The sequence below is a fragment of the Actinomycetota bacterium genome (assembly GCA_016700055.1).
Classification (GTDB): domain Bacteria; phylum Actinomycetota; class Acidimicrobiia; order Acidimicrobiales; family Ilumatobacteraceae; genus Kalu-18.
The window spans coordinates 1,256,109-1,271,778 of record CP064997.1; the positions used below are offsets into that span (position 1 = coordinate 1,256,109).

The 15,670-nt window shown below is 70.3% G+C and carries 17 protein-coding genes; 6 read left to right on the forward strand and 11 right to left on the reverse strand.

The genetic code is table 11. From position 1 onward, the window contains the following. Position 1: 1 nt before the first annotated feature. Both sucC and IPM43_06000 read right to left on the reverse strand, forming a co-directional pair. Positions 2 to 1,156, reverse strand: a complete 1,155-nt coding sequence (gene sucC, locus IPM43_05995; GenBank protein QQS25912.1) for an ADP-forming succinate--CoA ligase subunit beta — start codon at positions 1,154 to 1,156, stop codon at positions 2 to 4. 3 nt (positions 1,157 to 1,159) lie between these two features. Further along, positions 1,160 to 1,567 carry a cobalamin B12-binding domain-containing protein gene (locus IPM43_06000; protein QQS25913.1) on the reverse strand — a complete coding sequence of 136 codons (408 nt, stop codon included), beginning with the start codon at positions 1,565 to 1,567 and terminating at the stop codon, positions 1,160 to 1,162. Between the two features lie 95 nt (positions 1,568 to 1,662). Here IPM43_06000 and IPM43_06005 point away from each other — a divergent pair, with 95 nt between their 5' ends. Together IPM43_06005 and IPM43_06010 are read left to right on the forward strand one after the other, a co-directional pair. Further along, positions 1,663 to 2,190 carry a hypothetical protein gene (locus IPM43_06005; protein QQS25914.1) on the forward strand — a complete coding sequence of 176 codons (528 nt, stop codon included), beginning with the start codon at positions 1,663 to 1,665 and terminating at the stop codon, positions 2,188 to 2,190. Between the two features lie 48 nt (positions 2,191 to 2,238). Continuing rightward, on the forward strand, positions 2,239 to 3,603 hold the full coding sequence (locus IPM43_06010; protein QQS25915.1) for a serpin family protein: 1,365 nt from the start codon (positions 2,239 to 2,241) through the stop codon (positions 3,601 to 3,603). A gap of 13 nt (positions 3,604 to 3,616) precedes the next feature. Here IPM43_06010 and IPM43_06015 read toward each other — a convergent pair whose 3' ends face one another. From IPM43_06015 to IPM43_06045, 7 genes are all read right to left on the reverse strand, one after another. Continuing rightward, complete coding sequence (locus tag IPM43_06015; protein QQS25916.1) at positions 3,617 to 4,045, reverse strand: flavodoxin family protein; 429 nt, start codon at positions 4,043 to 4,045, stop codon at positions 3,617 to 3,619. A 10-nt stretch (positions 4,046 to 4,055) separates the two neighbouring features. Beyond that, a complete protein-coding gene (gene pcrA, locus IPM43_06020) occupies positions 4,056 to 6,323 on the reverse strand; it encodes a DNA helicase PcrA (GenBank protein QQS25917.1) in 2,268 nt (755 codons plus the stop codon). A gap of 125 nt (positions 6,324 to 6,448) precedes the next feature. Continuing rightward, on the reverse strand, positions 6,449 to 6,949 hold the full coding sequence (locus tag IPM43_06025) for a hypothetical protein (protein ID QQS25918.1): 501 nt from the start codon (positions 6,947 to 6,949) through the stop codon (positions 6,449 to 6,451). 75 nt (positions 6,950 to 7,024) lie between these two features. Continuing rightward, positions 7,025 to 8,401: a HAMP domain-containing histidine kinase gene (locus IPM43_06030; GenBank protein ID QQS25919.1), complete on the reverse strand. Its 1,377-nt coding sequence runs from the start codon at positions 8,399 to 8,401 to the stop codon at positions 7,025 to 7,027. Positions 8,402 to 8,405: 4 nt separating this feature from the next. After that, positions 8,406 to 9,092, reverse strand: a complete 687-nt coding sequence (locus IPM43_06035) for a response regulator transcription factor (protein ID QQS25920.1) — start codon at positions 9,090 to 9,092, stop codon at positions 8,406 to 8,408. Positions 9,093 to 9,135: 43 nt separating this feature from the next. After that, positions 9,136 to 9,954, reverse strand: a complete 819-nt coding sequence (locus IPM43_06040) for a methyltransferase domain-containing protein (protein ID QQS25921.1) — start codon at positions 9,952 to 9,954, stop codon at positions 9,136 to 9,138. Positions 9,955 to 9,966: 12 nt separating this feature from the next. Continuing rightward, positions 9,967 to 10,164: a ferredoxin gene (locus IPM43_06045; GenBank protein QQS25922.1), complete on the reverse strand. Its 198-nt coding sequence runs from the start codon at positions 10,162 to 10,164 to the stop codon at positions 9,967 to 9,969. A gap of 124 nt (positions 10,165 to 10,288) precedes the next feature. On the opposite strand from IPM43_06045, the gene yaaA reads away from it, so the two are divergent. From yaaA to IPM43_06065, 4 genes are read left to right on the forward strand one after another with little or no spacing between them, the layout of a single operon-like run. Beyond that, positions 10,289 to 11,020 carry a peroxide stress protein YaaA gene (gene yaaA, locus IPM43_06050; GenBank protein QQS25923.1) on the forward strand — a complete coding sequence of 244 codons (732 nt, stop codon included), beginning with the start codon at positions 10,289 to 10,291 and terminating at the stop codon, positions 11,018 to 11,020. Positions 11,021 to 11,061: 41 nt separating this feature from the next. Further along, entirely contained in the window at positions 11,062 to 11,820 is a 759-nt protein-coding gene (locus IPM43_06055) for an ABC transporter ATP-binding protein (protein ID QQS25924.1), read from the forward strand. Between the two features lie 7 nt (positions 11,821 to 11,827). Beyond that, the gene (locus IPM43_06060) at positions 11,828 to 12,616 is read left to right on the forward strand and encodes an ABC transporter permease (GenBank protein ID QQS25925.1); all 789 of its coding nucleotides are present in this window, start codon (positions 11,828 to 11,830) and stop codon (positions 12,614 to 12,616) included. Positions 12,617 to 12,665: 49 nt separating this feature from the next. Beyond that, positions 12,666 to 13,856: a cytochrome P450 gene (locus IPM43_06065; GenBank protein QQS26350.1), complete on the forward strand. Its 1,191-nt coding sequence runs from the start codon at positions 12,666 to 12,668 to the stop codon at positions 13,854 to 13,856. Positions 13,857 to 13,860: 4 nt separating this feature from the next. Here IPM43_06065 and IPM43_06070 read toward each other — a convergent pair whose 3' ends face one another. Both IPM43_06070 and IPM43_06075 read right to left on the reverse strand, forming a co-directional pair. Further along, on the reverse strand, positions 13,861 to 14,610 hold the full coding sequence (locus IPM43_06070) for a dienelactone hydrolase family protein (protein QQS25926.1): 750 nt from the start codon (positions 14,608 to 14,610) through the stop codon (positions 13,861 to 13,863). A gap of 11 nt (positions 14,611 to 14,621) precedes the next feature. Continuing rightward, positions 14,622 to 15,650 carry a phosphotransferase family protein gene (locus IPM43_06075; GenBank protein ID QQS26351.1) on the reverse strand — a complete coding sequence of 343 codons (1,029 nt, stop codon included), beginning with the start codon at positions 15,648 to 15,650 and terminating at the stop codon, positions 14,622 to 14,624. Between the last annotated feature and the right edge of the window lie 20 nt (positions 15,651 to 15,670).

The window sequence follows — 15,670 nt, forward strand, 5'->3', positions numbered from 1 at the left end:
CTCAGTTGCCTCCGTTGGCGATCGCTACTGCGGCCTCGGCGGCCTCCAACATCGTCGGCTTCGAGATCAGCTTCGACTCCGGGATGCCCGCGTCGGCGATGATCCGGCGCCCTTCCTCCGCGTTCGTGCCATCCAGGCGGATCACGATCGGCGCCCGCAGGTCGACCCGGCGAAGAGCCTCGACGATCCCCTTGCCCACCTCTTCGCCGCGGGTGATGCCGCCGAAGATGTTGATGAAGATGCTCTTCACGCTCTGGTCGAAGTTGATCACCTCGAGCGCCGCGGCCATGACGTCGGCGTTCGCGCCGCCGCCCACGTCCAAGAAGTTCGCGGCCCTGCCCCCCACCTGGTTCACGACGTCGAGCGTGCTCATCGCGAGCCCCGCGCCGTTGGCGATGATGCCGACCGTTCCCTCCAGGCCGATGTACTGCAGGTCGTGGGTGCGGGCAAGCTGCTCGCGCTCGTCGAGCTCTTCGGTGGCCTTCCACTCGGCCCACTCCGGGTGGCGGAACTCGGCGTTGGAGTCGAGGCTCACCTTCGCGTCGAGCGCGTGCACCTCGCCGGTCGGCTTCAGGATCAGCGGGTTGATCTCGGCCAGGTCGCAGTCGCCCTCGGTGAAGCAGCGGTAGAGCTTGACGAGGATGTCAGCGGTGCCCTCGAGCGCCTGCTCGGGGATCCGAGCGTCGACTGCGGCCTGCCGCGCCGTCGCGAGCGACAGCCCGTCGACCGGGTTCACGTGCAGCTTCACGATCGCGTCGGGATCACGGGCGGCCACCTCTTCGATCTCGACGCCCCCTTCGGCCGAGAGCATCAACAAGTGCTGCTTCGCGGCGCGGTCGAGCGTGAACGAGGCGTAGTACTCCTGCGCGATGTCGCTCGCGTGCTCGATCCACACCCGCTTCACGACGTGGCCCTTGATGTCCATGCCGAGGATGTTGCCGGCGTGCAGGCGCACCTCGTCGGCGTCGGTCGCGAGCTTGATCCCGCCGGCCTTGCCCCGCCCTCCGACCTGCACCTGCGCCTTCACCACCACGGGGTAGCCGGCGGATTCCGCCGCGGCGACCGCTTCGTCGACGGTGTCGGCGGGCCCACCGGGGCTGACCGGGATGTCGAAGCGCGCGAAGTACTGCTTGCCCTGGTACTCGAACAGATCCAACTGCTACCCCTCTTCTCTCGAATCGAGCTCCTGCTCGAGCCACTGCGCGATCGCGCGCAGCGACGAGCCGGGGCCGAAGATCGCCGCGACACCCGCCGCCCGAAGCGTCTGGACGTCGGCCTCGGGGATCACCCCGCCACCGAACACGAGCACGTCGCCGAGGTCGCGAGCCACGAGCTCTTCGAGCACCCGGGGGAACAAGGTGAGGTGCGCCCCGGAGAGCAGGGACAACCCGACCGCGTCGACGTCTTCTTGCAGGGCGGTCTCCGCGATCTGCTCGGGCGTCTGGTGCAACCCGGTGTAGATCACCTCGAAGCCGTGGTCGCGAAGCGCGCGGGTGATGGTCTTCGCCCCGCGGTCATGGCCGTCCAAACCCGGCTTCGCCACGACTACGCGATACGGCCGCTTCACGAGTCACGCACCCTATTCCCCCTCGGCCTCGTCCCTCCAACTGCGCCCGCGCGACGTGATGGGTGCGGGGACTTCGTTCGGGGCAGACTGACGACGTGCAACGCATCGAGGCACGATTTCGATCCCCCTTCGCCCGGGCCGTCGTGCCCGTGCTCGCCGGGATCGTGGCGTTCGCCGTGCTCGGGCTGCTGCTGTGGGGGGTGGCTGCGCTGATGGCCGGCGGGGACGAGGCCACGACGACCTTCACCCCGGACCGGCTCGAGGTCGGCAACGTCGAACGTTGGGCGGACTCGATCCGAGAGGACGGCCCGATCATCTTCGCCGGCCTCGGGACGACCACGGGCGAGCGCACCCTCGTCCTCGATCACACCGGCGACGACCCAGAACGCGGCTGGCGCCTCTACTACGCCCACCCGGCCGACCGGTCGGCGGCGTGCGCAGTGGAACAGGTCGAGGGCAGCCGCGCCTTCACCGACTGCGAAGGTCGTTCCCTCGACGTAGGCGAGCTGGCCCCACCGACGAACGGTGAGTTCCCCGTCGTCGAGGATCGCACCCGCCTCGTGATCGAGCTCGGCGCCCGCACCCCGGGCACGGAGACACCACCGACCACCGATTCGAGCTGACGCCCGATTCGAGCTGACACCTCGCCGCAGAGATCGGAGACCGACCGAATGGCCAATTTCGACCGGCGCACCTTCATCGCCCTGCTCTCCACGCCGGCGGTCCTGTCGCTGTTGCAGGCGTGCGGCGGCGACGACGCCAGCGACACCGACGGCACCGACGCCGGCCCCGACGACACCGCGACGTCTACCACGGCGGCCACCGCCGTTGGCTTCGGTGAGGCCCGCTCGGGGGTGCCGCGCGAGGCCGGTGACCCTGCGGCTGCGGCGGGCGCGGCGCGTGCGGTCAACGCGTTCGCCGCCGATCTGTACCAGCGGATCGCCGCCGACACGACGAACCTGGTGTTCTCGCCGGCCAGCATCCTGATCGCCCTTGCCATGGCGCGCGCCGGTGCCGCCGGCGCCACGGCGAACGAGATGGACGCCGTCCTGCACACCGACCAGGCCGGCCCGGCCGAAGTGGCGATCCACCCGGCGATGAACTCGCTCACCGCCGCCCTCGAGGAACGCAGTGGGTCGTTCCCCACAGGTGACGGAGACGCCGACGTTCGGCTCGCGATCGCCAACTCGCTCTGGGGGCAGGACGGCCTGGCATGGGCCGAGGCCTTCTTGGACCTGCTCGCCGCGCAGTACGGCGCCGGGCTGCGCCTCGTCGACTACGTCGGCGATCCAGAGGCTGCGCGCGCCTCGATCAACACCTGGGTGAACGACGAGACCGAGGGCCGGATCCCCGAGCTCCTCGCGCAGGGCACGGTCAGCGCGGACTCACGGCTGACGCTGGTGAACGCCGTCTACCTGAAGGCTCCGTGGTTGCAGCCCTTCGTCGAGGACGCCACCGTCACAGGTGCGTTCACCACCGTGTCGGGTGCGACCGTGCAGGTGCCGATGATGCACGCCTCGCGCTCGTTCGCCCACGCCATTGGTTCGCGCTGGCAGGCGGTGGAGATCCCCTACGTCGGCGGCTCGCTCGCGATGCTGCTCGTCGTCCCCGACGCCGGAGCGCTCGGCGAGGTGGAGCAGGGCCTCGGCTCCGGGCTTCTGGACGAGATCGCCGCTTCGCTCGGGCGCCGCCAGGTGAACCTCGGGATGCCCAAGTTCGACATCGAGACCAAGGCCGAGCTCACATCGCTGCTCGCCGCGCTCGGCATGCCCAGCGCGTTCGACCCGAACGCCGCCGACTTCAGCGCGATGACCGCCGAGGAACAGCTCTTCATCGGCTTCGTCGTCCACCAGGCGAACATCACCGTCGACGAGGCCGGCACCGAGGCCGCGGCGGCTACCGCGGTCGGCATGGAGGCCACCGCCGCACCGAGCGATCCTGTGGAGCTCGAGATCGACCGTCCGTTCGTGTACCTGCTGCGCGACGTACCGACCGGCACCGTGCTGTTCCTCGGGCGCGTCGGCGACCCGTCCTGAGCCTGGTCGCCGGTCAGCGGGCGGGGACGGCGCCGAGCAGGCGCAGCGCGAACTGCTCGGCGTGCTCGTCGAGCTTCGCGCGATGCAGCGCGAGGCCGCCGACGACGTCGGCGCCGGTCGCGGCGAGCGCAGCCGTCATCTTGTCGAGGGTCTTGCCCGGGTTGATCGCGAACGTGCAGAAGACCGCCGCCTGCTTGCCGCTCATCGCCGGTAGCCCGGCGATCGCCCCGAGTGCCCACGGCGACTGACCGACCACGAAGGCCCCGTGCACCCACGTGCCGACGAGCACGATGTCGGCCGCCTGGATGGACGCGTGATCGGGTTCCTTCACGCGGGACAGGCCCGTGATCGTCCAGCCGTCGGCGGCCAGGTTGTGGCCAATCAGCTCGGCTGCCTTCCAGGTGTGGCCGGTGAAGCTCTCCACCAGCAGTGCTGCCTTCATGGCGGCGAATCTAGAGCTTGGTGAGTGGAGCCCATGCCATCGCGAGGTGCTTCGTGCCGGCGTCACGGAAGCGGATCGTGGCCTCGGCCTTGTCGTCGACCCCACGGATCTCGATCACCACGCCCTCGCCGAAGGCAGGGTGCTCGACGTCGTCGCCGACGCGCAGCCCGAGCTGCTGGCTGTTCGTCGGCTGGGTGACCGAGGGCCTGCGCCCGGCCGTGATCGCGGCGTCGACGACGCGTTCGCGGTGTGCTTCACGGGCTGCGTCGTCGTCGGCACCGTGACGTCCGCGGCGCCGGTACGCGGGCGTCTCCCCCCAGCCGTCGTGGGCGGCGCGCTGGGAGAGCCGGCGAGCCGATCGACCACCGGCACCGCCCACTTGCTCGACGAGCTCGTCGGGGATCTCGTCCAAGAACCGTGAGGGTGGGTTGTACTGCGTGGATCCGAACAGGTTCCGGCTCCACGCGTGCGTGACGAAGAGGCGCTCGCGGGCGCGGGTGATGCCGACGTATGCGAGCCGGCGTTCCTCCTCGAGCTCGTCGGGCTCGGTGAGCGCACGGATGTGGGGGAACACGCCCTCTTCCATCCCGACGAGGAACACGACGGGGAACTCGAGCCCCTTCGCCGAGTGCAGCGTCATCAGCACCACCTGGTCGTCGTCGTCGATGTCGTCGGTGTCGGCGACGAGGGACACCTGCTGCAAGAACTCTTCGATCTGGGTGAACTCACGTGCGGAACCGACCAGCTCGCCGAGGTTCTCCAGCCGGCCGGCGGACTCGACGGAGTGCTCGGCCTCGAGCTCGCCGAGGTAGCCGGACTCGTCGAGCGCGGCCTGCAGCAGGTCACCGGGACCGGCAGTGCCGATCTGCGCGCTGAGCGAGTCGAGCAGGCGGACGAACGACTCGACGCCTCGCGACGCCGGGCCGGTGATCCCCGCTTCGTCCACCCTGCGCAGGGCGTCGACGAAGGGGATCCCTTCTGCCGTGGCCAGTGCGTCGAGCTTGGCGATGCTGGTTTCGCCGACACCCCGCTTCGGGACGTTCAGCACCCGCTTGACGCTGACCTCGTCGGCCGGGTTGACGACGGCGCGCAGGTAGGCGAGGGCGTCCTTTACCTCACGCCGGTCGTAGAAGCGGGTGCCGCCGACCACCTTGTAGGGGATGCCGAAGCGCATCAGCGCCTCTTCCACCACCCGGCTCTGGGCGTTGGTGCGGTAGAAGACCGCGGTCTCCCGCCAGTTCCGGCCCTCGGCGTGCAGTGACATCAGCGTGCGGCCGACGAACGTGGCCTCGTCGCCCTCGTCCTCGGCGTGGTAGCGAACGATCCGCTCGCCGTGTCCGGCGTCGGTCCACAGCTCCTTCGGCTTGCGCCCGAGGTTCTGCGCGATCACCGCGTTGGCGGCGTCGAGGATGGTCTGCGTGCTGCGGTAGTTCTGGTCGAGCACCACCGTGGTCACGTCCGGGAAAGCATCTTCGAACTGCATGATGTTGCGGAAGTCGGCGCCGCGGAAGCGGTAGATCGATTGATCGGTGTCACCGACGACGCACACGTTGTGGTGCTGCGCGCCGAGCAGCAACACGATCTCGTTCTGGGCCAGGTTCGTGTCCTGGTACTCGTCGATGAGGATGTGCTCGAACCGCTCCTGGTACTCGGCGAGCACGTCGTGCTCGCGTCGCAGCAGCAGCACGGTGTTCATCAACAGGTCGTCGAAGTCCATCGCTCCGGCACGCACCAGCCGGGCCTGGTACTCGCGGTATATGTCGGCGTGCTTGCGGTCGAAGATGCTCCCGGCGCGCTGCGCGGCGTCGTCGGGGCCGACGAGCTCGTTCTTCCACATCGAGATCACCGCGTGGACGCCGCGTGGGGTGAACCGCTTGGGGTCGAGGGCCAGGTCGCGGATCACGTAGCCGGTCAGGCGCTGGGCGTCGGCCTGGTCGTAGATGCTGAACGTCTTCGGGTAGCCGAGCCGGTCGGCGTGGGCGCGCAGGATGCGCACGCAGGCGGCGTGGAAGGTGGAGACCCACATCTTCTTCGCCACCGGCCCGACGAGGGCGCTCACCCGGTGGCGCATCTCGTCGGCAGCCTTGTTGGTGAAGGTGATCGCGAGGATGTGCATCGGGTGCACCCCGTGCTCGCCGATCAGGTGGGCGATGCGATGGGTGAGGACCCGGGTCTTGCCGGATCCGGCACCGGCGACGACGAGCAGCGGTCCCATGTGATGGACGACGGCGTCGAGCTGGTCGGGGTTCAAGCCGTCGAGCGGCGGCGGGGTGCTCATGACCCCGCCAGTCTACGAACCCCCTGTAACCCTCTCCCCGAACCGCAGCTATCGCGCCAATGTGTCAACCAAACGACCCTGAGCGCAGGTTCGTTGACACATTGGCGCGCAAGCTGCGGTTTGGGTCAGGGGGTCGTGTCCGCGGTCGTGTCTTCGGTCGAGTCAGCGGAGGAGTCGCGGTGGGGGAACACGCCCTCGTTGACCATCGTGGTGATCCGGGTCTCGGCTTCGGCGACGAGGGCGTCGATCACCGTCTGGGGATCGACCGAGTTCGCCTCGGCCACCTCGGCGATGGTCTGGCCGTCGCGCAACGCGGTGGCCAGCTCCTCTTCGGTGATGCCGATCGTCTCGGCCGCGGTCGACAGGCCACGCATGAACCGGCCGTGACGGCCGTGGCCACCGCGGTGTCTCTCGGTGGTCGTGTCGTCGGTCGTGTCGTCGGTCGTGTCGTCGGTGGTCGTGTCGTCGGTGGTCGTGTCGTCGGTGGTCGTGCCGTCGTCCTGGGACACCCACTCGGGCAGGACAGTGGCTCCGGCTCCGCCGGGCACCGTCATGACCAGTCCCGCTCCGGCACCGACGGCGAGGCCGACACCGAGTCCGATGGTCGCCATGCGTTTGCTCTTCATGTTGGCTGTCTCCTTCGTTGTTGGCGTCCGGTCCCGCTGGTGGGCTCCGGCAGTACTCAGGTTGCGGGTTGCAGGTCAGCGCCCCGTCGGAGGGGCGTGAGAGCTTGGTGAGAAGCCGTCGACGGCCACGGTGAAGCCCACTTCGGCGCCGCCGCCGTCGCGATTGCGGGCGAACACCTCGCCGCCGTGGGCCGCGGCCACCTCGGCCACGATCGCGAGGCCGAGGCCCGACCCGGGCAGGGTGCGTGCGTCCGTAGCGCGATGGAACCGCTCGAAGACGTGGTCGAGGTCGCCGGCGGCGATGCCGGGTCCCCGGTCACGAACTGTGATCCGACCGTCGACCACGTCGAGCTCGATCGCTGCATCGGACGCGTCGAACTTCGCCGCGTTGTCGATCAGGTTGGAGATCGCGCGCTCTATTGCCGCCGGCCGCACGACGGCACACGACTCGTCGGCGCTGACCGAGATCACCCGGCCCGTTCGCCTTCGCGCACGGTCGGCGACGGCCTCGGCGAGGGGACCGAGCGCCTGGCTGGTGGCGGCTTCGTCGTCACGGCGGTCCACGGCGACGGCGACCACCTCCTCCACGAGCGCGACGAGCTCTCCCGCGTCGCGGTCGAGGTCGGCGAGCACCTGCGACCTGATCTCGGGGGCGAGGTCGGGATGCCGGCGCAGCACGTCGAGGTTGGTGCGCAGGCTGGTGAGCGGCGTGCGCAGCTCGTGGCCGGCATCCTCCACGAGGCGTTGCTGCTGCTGGCGCGACGCGGCGAGCGAGTCGAGCATGCGGTCGAAGGCTCGCCCGAGCCGACCTGCCTCGTCGTCGCCCGACACCGGCGTGTCGACGTCGAGGTCGCCGGTCGCCGCCACTTGCTCCGCGACGTCGGTGAGTCGTCTGATGCGTTTGGTGACGCCGTGCGCCAGCAACCAGCCGGCGAGGGCGCTGGCGAGCGCGACGACCCCGACCAGCCACCAGGTCCGCGCCCGCAGCGAAGCGAGGACGCGGTCGGTCTCGGTCAGGTAGCGCCCCACCTGGACGGCGCCGCCTTCGGTGCCGACGGTGACGACTCGGTAACGGGTGCCGTCGACGGCGTCCTTCGACGTGGCGATCGCCCGGCCTGCCTCCAGCTCGGCCAGCGAGCGCTGCACCTCCCCGACCGGCAGCGCCACGCCCTGTGACGCATCGAGCACTTCCCCGCCGGTGTCGAGCACCTGCACGACGTATTGGTCGACGCCGAAGACCCGCTCCGGAACGATGACGAGCGGCCCCGTATCGCGGGCGCGAGGCCGCTCGCGGGGGCTCAGGATCAGCACGTCGGCGGCTGACCACAGCGACTCGTCGATCTCTTCCATCAACCGGCTATGAGTGGCCCGCAACGAGAGCCCGCCGACCAGCGCGGTCGCCACCGCGCTCACCAGTGCGAGAGCCAGCGCCACCTTCCATCGCAGACTCATCGGCTCAGCTCCCGCGAACGGTGTAGCCGACGCCGCGCACCGTGTGGATCAGCGGCACGAGGCCGTCGAGGTCGATCTTGCGGCGCAGATACCCGATGTAGACCGCGAGGTTCTTCGAATCCGGCCCGAAGTCGTACCCCCAGATCCGGTCGTAGATGGTGGAGTGACCAAGGACGATCCCCGCGTTGCGGATCAGCAGCTCGAGCAGATCGAACTCGGTCTTCGACAGCTCGACCTCGAGCTCGCCGCGCCAGACGCGGCGAGCCGCCGGGTCGAGGCGCAGGTCGGCGACGCGCAGCACCGCCGAGGCGGCCGCGCCGTCGACCTGCGTCCGGCGCAGCAGCGCCCGGAGCCGCGCGAGCAACTCCTCCAGCGCGAACGGCTTGGGCAGGTAGTCGTCGGCGCCGGCATCGAGGCCGGCCACACGATCCTTGGTCTCGGTGCGCGCGGTCAGCATCAGCACCGGCGTCTTCACCCCTTCTGCTCGTAGCACCTTGCACACCGTCAGCCCGTCGAGCACGGGCATCATCACGTCGAGCACGATCACTTCCGGCTGCGCGCTGCGGGTGGCCTCGATCGCCTGCCCGCCGTCGGCGGCGACCGTGACGTCGTAGCCCTCTAGGGCGAGGGCGCGCTGTAGCGACTCGCGCACCGAACGGTCGTCGTCGGCCAGGAGAACCCGGTTCGCCACGGCGCCGAGTCTGGCGCGACGACGTAAGAACGCGGTGTGACCCTTACGCGGTGCCGGGCCAGCGCAGCACCACGACCTCGCGCATGAACTGCGGCGGATGATCGGCCAGGTACGCCTCGATCTCGGCGTCGCGATCGGGGTGCAGGCACAGCCGCTGGCGCGCCGAGCGCACGAGCGTCGCCGCGTCGTCGGCGTGGCGCGACAGGCTGGGGCGGGCGGCGACGTGGACGTCGGGGTCGTGGCCGAGCGCGCGCAGCACGGCCACCGCGTCGTCCGCGGTCGGTCCGGCGGGGCGCTCGACACCCCAGAAGTGCTTCCACGCGTGGCTCCACGCGGCCAGCGGATGGCGCTCGGGGATGACCACGACCACGCCGAGACGAGCGTGGTCGGTGAGCGCCTCGACGAAAGGCTCGATGTCGGGCACGTTGAACAGCACGTGGTGGCAGACGACGACGTCGGCCACGGGTGCTCGGTCGGCGTCGTCGGGCCAGCGTCCGGCGACCTCGGCGTGAGCGACGGGGACCCCGTCGCATGCGGTCGCGAAGGCCGCCAGCATCGCCGGGTTCTCGTCGAAGCCGACGAGGCGGTCTGCCGGGGGGGCCAGCACCAGCGACGACCGGCCGCCGCCGCACCCGACGTCGAGCACGGAACCCCCGACCGCAGGCAGCAGCTCGCGCGCGAGACGCGCCTGGTCGGTGTCTCGCGACAACGTGTCGTCGACCGCGAACGTCGCCGGGTCGTGGCACCACGGCGACGCCGGCGCCTGCTCCAGGATCTCGTCGGGGATCGCCCAGGCCTGGAGCTGGTCGGCCCACCACTGGCCCTCCGCGGTGACGTTCGGCGGCCGGGGGTCGTCGGTCATGCGCGCGAGAGCTCAGTCCTCGACGACGGTGACGGCGTACTCGGGGCAGTTGGCGACCGCCAGGCGAGCCCTGTCGGCGAGGTCGGCGGGCACCACACCGTCACCGCGGACCAGCGCGATGCCGAAGTCGTCGACGTCGAACAGCTCCGGGGCGAGCGCGTAGCAGCGGTTGTGACCCTGGCACTTCTCGGCGTCGATCTGCACCCTCATCGTGCTCTCCTCGTGCGGCGTTCCCGGCTCGCCAACGTAGTCCGTTCAAGGCCGTCCACGCCCTCCCGGGTGACGCGGCGACGGCGATGCGGTGACGCTCGGAGCCACGCGCTTGAATCGCGCCGTGGCCGCCCCGCTCGCCCTGCTGCTGCCGCCGTCGGAGGGCAAGGCGCCCGGCGGCGAGAGCATCTGGGACCCCGGCGACGGCGAGTTCGGCGTCGCGCTCGGGCCGTGGCGCGCACAAGTGGTCGATGCCCTCGCTCGTTGCGGCGGAGGCGACGAGCGGCTGCTCGGCGTCTCCGGCGCGCACCTGTTGCGGGCTCAGTCGGCGAACGTCTCCCTCCTCGGCGCGCCCGCCCTACCCGCCTGCGGGCGCTACACCGGCGTCGTCTGGAGGCACCTCGACCTCGACACCCTCACCCCCGCGGCTCGGCGTCGCGCCGCGGCGTCGATCGTGGTGGTGTCCGGCCTGCTCGGAGCCGTACGGCTCGACGATCCGACGCCCGACTACCGGTTGAAGATGTCCGCGTCCCTCCCGCCGCTCGGCAAGCTGTCCACCTGGTGGCGACCGCAACTGTCGGCCACCCTCAACGAGTGGCTCACCGGTCGGACGGTGATCGACCTGCTCCCCGCCGAGCACGGCGCCGCCTGGACTCCCGCGCCGAGCCGCTTCGGCCACTACGTGACGGTGGCCTTCGTCGAGCGCGGCGGCAGGCGAGCGGTGGGCCACGGTGCGAAGGCGGCCAAGGGCCTGCTCGCTCGGCACGTCCTCGCCGGCAGGGGCGACCCCCTGCGCGCCCTCGAGACGTGGCACGACGAGCGGTACGAGCTGCGCGTCGACGCGCCGTTCGGATAATCGAACCTGCGCCGAACGGCAGAGGTGGAAAGCTGGCGACCATGAGGGGGCCAGTCCATCTCGACCGACGCGGCCCTGTGCTCGAAGCCCGTGGCCTGCGGAAGAGCTTCAAGGGCATCGATGCCGTGCAGGGCATCGACGTCGTCGTCGCGCCCGGCGAGCGCGTCGGCCTGCTCGGGCCGAACGGTGCCGGCAAGACGACCACCTTGCTGATGCTCCTCGGCGCGGTGACCCCCGACTCCGGCACGATCACGATCGCCGGCCACCGCCTGCCGCGGGGGCGCTCCGCGGCGATGGAGCAGGTGGGCTTCGCGGCCGGCTACCTACCGCTGCCCGAGCGGCTGAAGGTTGGCGAGGCACTGCGTGTGTTCGCCGGCTGGTACGGCCTGCGCGACGAACGCCGAGCGGTCGCGAGCGCTCTCGAGCACTTCGAGATCACCCACCTCGAGAAGCGCCTGTGCTCGGAGCTCTCGAGCGGCCAGCGGACCCTCGTCGGCATCGTGAAGGCGACACTGCACCGCCCGGCGTTGCTCGTGCTCGACGAGCCGACGGCCTCGCTCGACCCCGACATCGCGCTGAAGGTGCGCCTCGGCCTGCTCGACGTCTGCGCCACCACCGGCGCGGCTCTGCTCGTGACCAGCCACGACATGCGCGAGGTCGAGATGCTGACCGAGCGAGTGGTGTTCCTCGCGAGGGGCAACGTCGTCGCCGACGACACGCCCGCCGCCGTCGCCAGCCGTTACGGCTACGACGACCTGGAGCAGGTGTTCTTGTCGCTGGCCGCGGAGCACGGGAGGTGAGCCGGCGATGAACCTGCACCGCGTCCGCGTCGTCGTCAGGCGCCATGCCTATGTGCTGTGGCGCGCCCCGCATCGTTGGTTCGACATCGCGTTCTGGCCCCTGATGGACGTCATCTTGTGGGGCAGCCTCGGTACGTTCGTCGCCCAGCAGAGCGACACATCTCAGGCCGGCGCCCCGTACTTGATCGCGGGCATCTTGATGTTCCACATCCTGTTCCAGAGCCAGATCGCCGTCGCCACCGGTTTCATGGAAGAGACGTGGAGCCGCAACCTGCTGAACGTGCTCACCACCCCGGTGACCGAGATCGAGTACGTGGTCGGCACCGCGACGTTCGGGCTGGCCAAGGTGGTGCTCGCCCTGACGACGCTGTCGGTGACCGCCTTCGTGTCGTTCGGCTTCGGTCTGGACGAGATCGGCTGGTCGATCATCCCGATCGCGTTCATCCTCACCGTCGTCGGGTGGGGGGTGGGCATCGCGAACATCGGCGTGGTGCTGCGCTTCGGTCAGGGTGCGGAGATCCTCGTGTGGGGCAGCAACTTCATCCTGATGGCGCTGTCCGGTGTGTTCAACCCGGTCGAGGCGCTGCCCGGGCCGCTCCAGCCGCTCGCGCGGGTGCTGCCCAGCACGCATGCCTTCAGCGCGCTGCGTGAGGTTCTCGCCGGCCAGCCACTGCCCTGGTCCGAGATCGTGTCCGGAGTGCTCGGATCGTTCGTCTTCCTCGCCGCCGGCATCGCGTTCACGGTGTGGATGATGCGCATCTTCCGCGAGCGTGGCCTCGTCACCCGCTTCTCCTGAAGGCCGTGCGACCGAGCACAATCGCCCGATGGCGACACCTCCGATGCTGATCGACCTCACCGATCCGGCGACGTACGCGCACGGCCATCCGTGGGATGTGTACCGGTGGCTGCGCGACGAGGCGCCGGTCTGGCGGCACCCGGACACCGAGCGCGCGAAGGGCTTCTTCGTGCTGAGCCGCTACGACGACGTGCGCACGGTCAGCCGCCAACCGCGCACCTTCTCCTCACACGCGGGCGGGGTGATGATGGAGGACTCCGACGAGATGTCCCTCGGCGCGGCGCGGCTCATGATGCTGAACATGGACCCGCCCCAGCACGACCGCTTCCGGCATCTCGTCAGCCGTGGCTTCACCCCGCGCAACGCGCAACAACTCGCCCCGCGCATCGCCGAGCTCGCGCGCGAGGTGGTCGACGACGTGATCGAGCGCGGCGAGGCCGACTTCGTCACCGACATCGCGGGCCGCCTGCCGAGCGGGCTGATCGCCGAGATGATGGGCATCCCCCGTGAGGACGGCGAGCGGCTGTACGAGCTGACCGAGCTGATGCACACCACCGATCCCGCGGTGCTGGAGCGCAGGATGGAGGCGCTGGTCGAGATGTTGACCTACGCCGGCACCGTCGCCGCGGCGAAGAGGGCCAACCCCTCCGACGACATCGCCAGCACCCTCGTGCACGCCACCATGGACGACGCCAGCGGCGAACACGGGCTGACCGACGAGGAGTTCGCCTGGTTCTTCCTGCTGCTCGTCAACGCGGGCGGCGACACCACCCGCAACCTGCTCGCCGCGGGGATGCAGCTCCTCTTCGACCATCCAGAGCAGCTCGCCAAGCTGCAGGCCGACGTAGACGGCGTGCTGCCGACGGCGGTCGAGGAGATGCTGCGCTACACGAGCCCGGTGATCTACATGCGCCGCACGCTGCTGCACGACACCGCCGTGCGCGGCCGTGACCTGGCCGCGGGAGACAAGCTGGTGATGCTCTACGGTGCCGCGAACCGCGACGCCGACGTGTTCGTCGACCCCGACCGCTTCGACGTGAGCCGAGACCCGAACCCGCACCTCGCGTTCGGCGGCGGTGGCCCCCACCTCTGTCTCGGGATGCACGTCGCCCGCTTCGAGATCGCCGCCATGCTGCGCGAGGTGCTCACCCGGATGCCACGACTCGCCCCAGCAGGCGAGCCGGAACGGATGCGCTCCAACTTCATCGCCGGCGTGCACTCGATGCCGGTCAGGTGGTGACGGCTCAAACCTGGAGCAGCTTGCGGCGGAGGAAGTCGAGCACCTGACCCACGCTCGCGTCGTCGCGCTGCTCGGTCAGCACCGAGTGGTCCGATCGCTGGCCGGAGGGCAGCTCGATGGTGACGAACGCGTCACCGAGCAGCTCACGCAGCGAGTCGAAGCGGGTGCCGACGAGGCGATCCTCGTCGAAGCGCAACCCGAGCACCTCACAACCGGACTCCGCTCGGCGTCGCACGGCCGCGCGGTCGTCGGGCGACAGGTTCAGGTCGGCGCCGCGCCGGCGGGTCAGCGCGAAGGGCAGCGAAGGCTGGCTGAGCACCGGGGCGAGGAGGTGGTCGTCGACCATCATCCCCAGCGCGAATCCCCCGCTGAAGCACATCCCGACGGCGCCGATGCCGGGCCCGCCGACGTCGAGGTGCAGCGAGCGCCCGAGCGCGCGCAGCCACGCGATCACCGGCGAGGTCATGCCGAGCGCCCAGGTGGTGAACTCCCGGGCGATGCACACCTTCGCCGAGGAGGCCCCCAGGTAGGCGGGGCTCACCTCTTTGCCAGGGGTGCCGACGAGGCTCGGCATCACCACCGTGAACCCGGCGTCGACGACCTCGTTCGCGAAGCGGGTCACCGCGGGGGTGATGCCGGGGATCTCGTGCACGACGACGACGCCGGGGCCGGTGCCGCGCCGGTACGTGTCGTGGGTGATCCCCGCCGCGGTGAACGACCCGCGCTCCCAGCCGGCAAGTCCGTCTTCGCCCATCCCCGGTCCCTTCAGGCACCCAGGCGCTGAACGGCGTGCAGCGCCAACTCGGCCAGGTTCTCGGTGCCGGCCTTCATCGGCGCGAGGTCGAGGCTCTGGTCCCCCATTGCGCCGTGAAGGTAGCGGGCGTAGACGCCTTCGGAGATGACCGCGAGTCGCCAGCACGAGAACGCGACGTAGTAGTCGACGCCGGACACGTCGCGGCCGGTGCGCTCGGCATACCTGGCGACCAGGTCGGCGTACTTCGGGAACCCACCTGCCGGAGTGGGGTCGTTGGTGCGCACGGCGCTGCCGGCGAGGGCATCGCTCCAGTACACGCCGAGGTAGCCGACGTCGGCGAGGGGGTCGCCGAGCGTGCACAGCTCCCAGTCGAGCACGGCGGCGATACGGCCCGTCGAGACGTCCGTGAGGCAGTTGCCGAAGCGGTAGTCGCCGTGCACGATCGCCACGCCGCGCTGTTCGGGGATGTTCGCCGCGAGCCGTCCGGCCACCTCGTCGACCGCCGACAACTCGCGGGTCTTCGACTGCTCCCACTGCGTGCGCCAGCGCTTCAGCTGGCGCTCGATGTAGCCCTCGCGGCGGGCGAGGTCGCCGAGGCCGACGGCGTCGACGTCGACGTCGTGCAGCTCGGCGAGCACGTCGATCAGGTGGTGGGACGCGCCGGGACGCAGGGCGGGGGGAAGCAGCGCCGCCTTGTCGGCCGAGTCGAGCACCTCACCCTCGACGAAGCCCATCACGTAGAACGGCGCCCCGTTCACCCCGGTGTCCTCGCACAGGCCGAGCGCGGGCGCCACGGGCACCTTGGTGGTACCTACGGCGGAGATGATCCGGTGCTCACGCGCCATGTCGTGGGCGGTGGCGAGCACCCGCCCGAGCGGCGGCCGGCGCAGCACGCGGCGCACACCCTGCGCGTCGGTCACCGTGAACGTCAGGTTGGAGCGTCCTCCGGCGAGCAGCTCGAAGTCGAACGGAGCGACCGCCCCGGCGACGTTGTCGGCGAGCCACGAGCTGACCCGTTCGACGTCGATGCCTTGGGTCACCTGCACGGCCGGCGACCGTA

Excerpts from the sequence above, each read along its gene's own strand:
- IPM43_06010 (QQS25915.1), top strand. The coding sequence starts at position 2,239 with ATGGCCAATTTCGACCGGCGCACCTTCATCGCCCTGCTCTCCACGCCG.
- IPM43_06015 (QQS25916.1), bottom strand. The coding sequence starts at position 4,045 with ATGAAGGCAGCACTGCTGGTGGAGAGCTTCACCGGCCACACCTGGAAG.
- pcrA (QQS25917.1), bottom strand. The coding sequence starts at position 6,323 with ATGAGCACCCCGCCGCCGCTCGACGGCTTGAACCCCGACCAGCTCGAC.
- IPM43_06025 (QQS25918.1), bottom strand. The coding sequence starts at position 6,949 with ATGAAGAGCAAACGCATGGCGACCATCGGACTCGGTGTCGGCCTCGCC.
- IPM43_06030 (QQS25919.1), bottom strand. The coding sequence starts at position 8,401 with ATGAGTCTGCGATGGAAGGTGGCGCTGGCTCTCGCACTGGTGAGCGCG.
- IPM43_06040 (QQS25921.1), bottom strand. The coding sequence starts at position 9,954 with ATGACCGACGACCCCCGGCCGCCGAACGTCACCGCGGAGGGCCAGTGG.
- IPM43_06045 (QQS25922.1), bottom strand. The coding sequence starts at position 10,164 with ATGAGGGTGCAGATCGACGCCGAGAAGTGCCAGGGTCACAACCGCTGC.
- IPM43_06055 (QQS25924.1), top strand. The coding sequence starts at position 11,062 with ATGAGGGGGCCAGTCCATCTCGACCGACGCGGCCCTGTGCTCGAAGCC.
- IPM43_06060 (QQS25925.1), top strand. The coding sequence starts at position 11,828 with ATGAACCTGCACCGCGTCCGCGTCGTCGTCAGGCGCCATGCCTATGTG.
- IPM43_06070 (QQS25926.1), bottom strand. The coding sequence starts at position 14,610 with ATGGGCGAAGACGGACTTGCCGGCTGGGAGCGCGGGTCGTTCACCGCG.